The organism is Ohtaekwangia sp. (genome assembly GCF_036568665.1).
Classification (GTDB): Bacteria; Bacteroidota; Bacteroidia; order Cytophagales; family Cyclobacteriaceae; genus Ohtaekwangia.
Map to the genome: position 1 here is coordinate 1 of NZ_DATCSD010000193.1, position 5155 is coordinate 5155.

Genomic DNA, 5155 nt, shown 5'->3' on the forward strand with positions numbered 1-5155 from the left:
CTCGATGGGCATGCAACGATGCCAGAAGGTAAAGGACTCTTTCTTCCTGTTACCAGGAGACTGCATCCTGACATTTGCCGATTTACTTCGGAGATATTTTATGAGGGAAAACTTCATGCATTACCCGGTTTGGAAAAACAAGTGATAAGCGGAGGTACACCGTACGATGGTGCCGGACTTTTTTATACTCCTGTAATTCACAAAGGGAGTCAGAGTAAATCTGAAGAAGAAGTTAATGCCATCGCAGCGATCGTATCAAAATTACTCGCGTCCGCCCGCTGGACGAATGAACATGGAGAAACACAACCACTTCAGGCAAAAGATATACTCATTGTTGCGCCATTTAACGCACAGGTAAGTGCATTGCGACAAAAACTGCCCGACATTGAAATTGGCACCGTAGATAAATTCCAGGGACAAGAAGCGCCTGTTGTAATTTACTCGATGACTTCATCCACTATAGAAGACACCCCACGTGGCATGAGTTTCCTGTTCAGCCCTAACCGCCTAAACGTTGCTACCAGCCGCGCCCGGTGTATATGTATACTGGTAGCAAACCCCGCTCTGCTTCAACCCGACTGTAGAACTATTGAACAGATGCAGTGGGCAAATGCATTGTGTCGGTATGTGGAGATGGCGAAGATTCGTGGTTGAGATTGAAAAGGTGATTGGAATAGATGATGTGCATATATTAGCTTGTGTCATATGCTACTCCTTTACTACATGCACCCATCCTTTGATAGCTCTCTGAATTCCTTTGCATGTATGATAGACACCAGACCAATAGTAAATCCCCGTACTTACTTCACTACCATTCCACGGCTGATTACTGGGTGCAGAATACACTTCTTCACCATAACGGTTGAAAATTGCATAACTGGCTTTATCCTCGTTGTCATTATCAGCAGGGTCGTCATCTCGATTAAGAACAATAATTTGGAAATTGTCATTCTTGCCATCACCATTCGGAGTAAAGACATTGGGAACAAATACAGAGTCCTTGCCGTGGATGTATATATATCGTGAAGGACTTGTAAATGAACAAACGCCTTTTGTTATTATAGCAAAGTAGTGTCCTGTTTTTGTGGGGTGAATATTGTTTCTAAATTCTGCAAGCGTTTCTGTTTGCCCGCCCTCATTTGAATAAACCCATTGATAAGTTGCTGTTGGATAAGCAGGCAAACTAAAATAGAAATCATTTTCATAACAGACTTCAGATTTCGCGTCTGAGGGAGTCAAGAGCATGGAAAAATTGTCAGAAATGTCAATGGGAGAGGACGAAACTGTACAAAAATCTTTGTTGAGTGATACAATATAGCTCCCCAATAAGGATGTTTCAAAAGAGGCACCAATCGCTTCTTTCACATAATTGTTGTCATTGTCGTTTTTTCGGCTCCAGGTATAAGTGGCGCCAGACAATGCCTCTGTGGTGAGTTCAAGTCGTACCGATCCTTGTTCGCATAGATTTCCGCTTCGCTTGATGTCTGGAGGTACCAATCGTTCTACTTTGACAGTTGTTTGGTTTTGATAGTTACAACCACGCGCTGAAGTATATTTATAAGTGAGAGTATAGTTACCGTCCGAAAGATTATCCATAAAAAAACTATTATTTGTAACACCTAATCCAGACCAAATTCCACCCGTTGGAGATGCATTCAATGCTAGGCCTGTAGGTGGATTTCCGCACACGCTACCAATAGGATTAACTATAAGATTTATTGACTCATCGCTGATTGTTATAGTGTCAGAAAGTGTTTCGCATGTTTCGTTGTATACTCTTACCATATACTCACCTCTTAAAGTCGCATTCATTGTAATGCTATTTTCGCTTAAGTAATCGAATGATTGGCTCCCATTTTCTCTAAATAACCATTGATAATTGCATTTGCTCACACTTTTAACATTGAGTGGAATGAAGATTTCAGCGTTTTTACATACAGTGTATTCCTGGTTTACTGTTAGTGTTGCCGGGGGTTTGGCATTTACCTTAATATTTATTTTTCCACTTGATAAACAACCAGCTGGTGGTGTATAGGTGACTTGATGTGTTCCGACTCCTGCAAGGAATGGATCGAATAAGCCTTGACTAGCATCCAAGATTCCGTTTCCAGTCCAGGTTCCTCCAGCTGGTTTAGCAGTAAGCAAGATTGTACTATTGGCCTCGTTACATAAGGCTGGTGCTGGATTAATGGCCAATGGCACATCGGTTATATATACTGTGCCAGATTTAGTTCCGGTGGGACCATCCTCTAATGAGGATGCTATAAATATCTGCCGATTATCCATGGCTACTTGTATCCCGAAATTGTCGCGCATACTACCTTTACCAGTATAGGTTTTGGAAAGGTATGCCGAGCTCCATTGCTCATCATTGGCCTCAAATAACATCGCCTTGCCAGCTAGGTTGGCTGGATTATTGGCATTTAGATTGGGATCCGAGAAATATTCAGCAACCGGTGCTCCAACTATAACAGATGTCTCGGTAGCGAATAAGGCGGCTCCAAATAGTCCGCTTTTCTGTTTTGCTTCTGGAACAATTTTTAAAGTCTCCGTTCGGTCTAACCAAGACGAACCTGGCTTTGTATATATATATACAGCCCCTACATCCCAGGTACCATTATAATCTTTTCCCGGCGCTCCGATGAAAATAGTATTGTTTTTAATAGCAACCGTCTGACCGATGTACGATCCGTTCTGGATCACTTGGAAAGAGGAGGAAAATTGAAGGCTTTCTGGGTCTGTCGTAGAAAGTTGTGCTGTATTTACCCAGCTATTATTTGTATCTAACTCAAATATACGGGTACGAGCTATAAAGGTGTTCCCATCAATTGCAACTCCAACTGTTGTATATCTGGAGAAGAAGTTAAAGTAACCTGTTGATACTGATTGCCGATATACCCAGGTACTGCCATCGTATTCATAGATGGCGACTTTTGTATCGAGTGATGAGGAATAATCTCCATAGGGAATCAACAACCAACGATCGTTCATCGCTACGTTATCACCATAGCTTATTATTGTATTCTGAGGATCTGGAATAGAAATTTCTTGGAAAAGCTTTGGGTTGCTCCAGTTTCCGCTATAGTTTTGATAGATGAAGAATCGTCCGACTGACCCCCAGTTCTGAGCCCCCACAACAAGAAAATTTTTACTGACTGCCAACGCACTTCCGAAGTGAACATTTGGATAAGTAGTTGAATTAGGTACGACAGCCGACACTTCGCTCCATTGGGTACCATGTTTCTTATAGATGTATACCTTACCAGCTTCCGATTTTAGTGTGTTGTCACGGAGAGCGCTTACAAATAAAAAATCATCTTTTAAAGCCATAGCTGTACCGTAGTTATGATTACGTGTGCTGAGTGGTTTAGTATACAAAGTGCTGATAGCCCAAGTTTCTGAAGCAGCTTTGGTATAGACGGTCAATGCATTGGATACTCCAGGATTATCCGGATTAGGAACATATCCAGTAACGACATCACCCTGTTCGTTACCTGTGATCACGGAACCATATTCACTGGCATGTCGAATATCCAGCGTCTTCCATGAAGGAGTGCACCAGTCAAATCCTTTTTTCAGTAGTGACAGGTAAACCCCAAGTCCGCTTCTGCTGATGGTGTATAGGTCTTTGCCGTTTGTAGTCAGACGAATAGAACCGAGATTGGAATAATTGGTTTGCCCGTCCGGATCAATGATGCACGATGGAATAGCATCTACCCAGTTGCCTCCGGTTGGTTTTTCGAAGAACATAAGCTGCAATTGTCCATTGCCAGATGCTGACCACATTATGCCGTCTTCTAGTAGCGCGAAATTGTCCATCCAGAAACTATAATCTGGCGGAGGTGACAGGAGCGCCTCTAGAGTAAAATTGTTGAAATTACCCGACGGATCATGATAGATAAATAAATTACCATGACTGGAACCCGTAAAAGGTGTACCTGTAATAATTCTGTCCCCCGAGATATACACTCCGGCTCGGCCAAAATCCACAACGTTATAAGTTGCTTTTATCTCGACAGGAGTCAGTGTATTGCCCCAAGATGCCATTGCGCTTTTATGATAGATAAAGAGACTGCCAGCAATCGATGTCGGATTGAAGTTATGTGCTTTCATGGCATCTGCTACAACAATGGTGTTTTCATCATCGGCTATATCCACCGGATGGTGGTAGGCCGTACCAAATGATGTGGTGCCCGGCATGAACAGTGTTGTAAACTCAGTGCCAGATACCCAACCAACAGCAGTTTTTTTGTATAATAATACTTGGCCTCCATTTGCTTCGGCAGAAGCCAGTAGGTAATTTTCAGATATGGTGACACTAATGCCTAGATGGAGATTCGCCGCCGGTTGTGAAGCAACCATAGATGCAACTTTTATCCATATGTTGTTCGTTTTTTTATAGATATAAACAATACCAGACTCTCGCCCCAGAGTATCACTATTCGGAACACCTACTGCGAGGTAATCGCCGTACATGGAAACCGATTTACCGTAATTCAATGAGTAGTCTACTGAAACATCAGGATAAAGCTTTTCAAATCCGTTGATGCACTGACAAAATCCAGGGACAGCAATTATAACAGCCGCCAGTAACGTGAATATTGATTTCATAGTAGGTTAGGCCTGCAAAGCTACCACTTTAACTTGATTCCTTATAGTGCGAAGATTGAAATATCCGCATAGATAGTTTTTTTGCGAGCGCGCATTTTTAAAACTTATCGGGTAACCTACCCATATTTGATGATCGTTTAAATTAGTTCTCTGCGGGGAAAAATAGGCAAGAAGGTTTTCGGCTATAGAGGAATTGGAGTGTTTTCTGCCCCTCTTAAAGGTATACTTTGCGACTGAATTTCTAGCTTGTGCATAAAGTTCGGAGATGCCTTCAAGTAAATTTTTATTTGTAACGGTTAAGTTCAATAACTCTGGAAAAGTAATTTAAAAATGACTAATCTAAGTTTGTCTGAATTTTTTCATTCTCTTATATAATGTCAGCACTTATTGATTTGCAGTTGTTAATTCAACCTAAACTCCTTCGGTGAAACTCCCATCTTTGTTTTAAAAATCTTGGTGAAGTGCGATGGATGCTCGAACCCCAGCTCATAAGCGATTTCACTGATTGATTTATCGGAGCTCCAGAGTAGTGATTTGGCTTTTT

Annotated in this window: 3 protein-coding genes; 1 reads left to right on the forward strand and 2 read right to left on the reverse strand. The window is 41.8% G+C overall.

The genetic code is table 11. From position 1 onward, the window contains the following. On the forward strand, positions 1-654 hold a 654-nt coding region (locus tag VIN08_RS11085; protein WP_331964562.1), incomplete at its 5' end, for a C-terminal helicase domain-containing protein. Positions 655-708: 54 nt separating this feature from the next. Here the strand turns inward: VIN08_RS11085 and VIN08_RS11090 are convergent. Together VIN08_RS11090 and VIN08_RS11095 are read right to left on the reverse strand one after the other, a co-directional pair. Beyond that, the gene (locus VIN08_RS11090) at positions 709-4611 is read right to left on the reverse strand and encodes a gliding motility-associated C-terminal domain-containing protein (RefSeq protein ID WP_331964565.1); all 3903 of its coding nucleotides are present in this window, start codon (positions 4609-4611) and stop codon (positions 709-711) included. A 401-nt stretch (positions 4612-5012) separates the two neighbouring features. Then, on the reverse strand, positions 5013-5155 hold a 143-nt coding region (locus VIN08_RS11095), incomplete at its 5' end, for a helix-turn-helix transcriptional regulator (protein WP_331964568.1).